This window comes from Streptomyces noursei, from assembly GCF_001646665.1.
GTDB lineage: Bacteria > Actinomycetota > Actinomycetes > Streptomycetales > Streptomycetaceae > Streptomyces > Streptomyces lavendulocolor.
This window is the reverse complement of the sequence record NZ_LWBU01000169.1, coordinates 1293-2038: the sequence shown is the minus strand read 5'-3', so window position 1 is coordinate 2038 and position 746 is coordinate 1293. Positions and strand designations below refer to the sequence as shown.

Annotated in this window: 2 protein-coding genes; both read left to right on the top strand. The window is 68.6% G+C overall.

Features of this window, described 5'->3' with window-relative positions; genetic code table 11:
- Window positions 1-73 precede the first annotated feature (73 nt).
- Window positions 74-367 (top strand): hypothetical protein, encoded by a 294-nt coding sequence (locus tag A4V12_RS13720; protein WP_064069611.1) that lies wholly within the window; start codon window positions 74-76, stop codon window positions 365-367.
- 99 nt (window positions 368-466) lie between these two features.
- A partial coding sequence (locus A4V12_RS13715; RefSeq protein WP_199831281.1) for an EsaB/YukD family protein occupies window positions 467-746 on the top strand: 280 nt, incomplete at its 3' end.

Genomic DNA, 746 nt, shown 5'->3' with positions numbered 1-746 from the left:
TCCCCCCGGGGGTGTACTGGCCGCTCACCCATGCCTTATGTTGCGGAGGCAAAGCAAGGGGGACGGACGACGCATGGCACGGGATTACGACAGCCAGCTCCTGGAGTCGGTGGCCGTACGCCGGCGCAGGATGCGGGACGCGCTGCTGTTCGGCGCCCAGCGGGTGAGGCGCACGGCGGACGAACGTCTCGGCAAGGTGTTCGCGGGCATCGCCATCGCGGCCGTCCTGTGCGCGGGGTGCGTCGGGTGGTCCTTCCTCCAGCACACCCTGGAGAAGCAGAAGGCGGAACAGCGCAAACAGGAGCAGCGGTACGAGCAACCGGCGAAGCCGGAGAAGTCCGCTGATTCCGGGAAGAGTTCGCAGTAACACCCGTAAAGGGAATGGGGGGAGCGTCGGCGGTGCGGACATCGAGACCGGTCGAAATGGCCCGAAAATTCCCGACGTCGCGATGATAGGTTCCCGTAAGTGGTGAGCACAGCAACGACTTCCCGGGCGCAACTGAGCAGGGTGACCCTGGTCGGTGAGCGGCGCCGGGCCGACATCGTCCTGCCCTCCGACACGCCGATCGGACAACTGCTCCCGGACATCCTCCAGTTGCTGGACGACCGTGCCGCGTCGCGGCCGATGACCCGGCAGCTGATCACGTCCGACGGCTCCGCGCTGCCCCACGACAGCACCCTCGCGTCGGCCGGGGTCGCCGACGGCGCCGTCCTCCGGCTCGTCAGGGCGCACTCCGCGCCGCCCG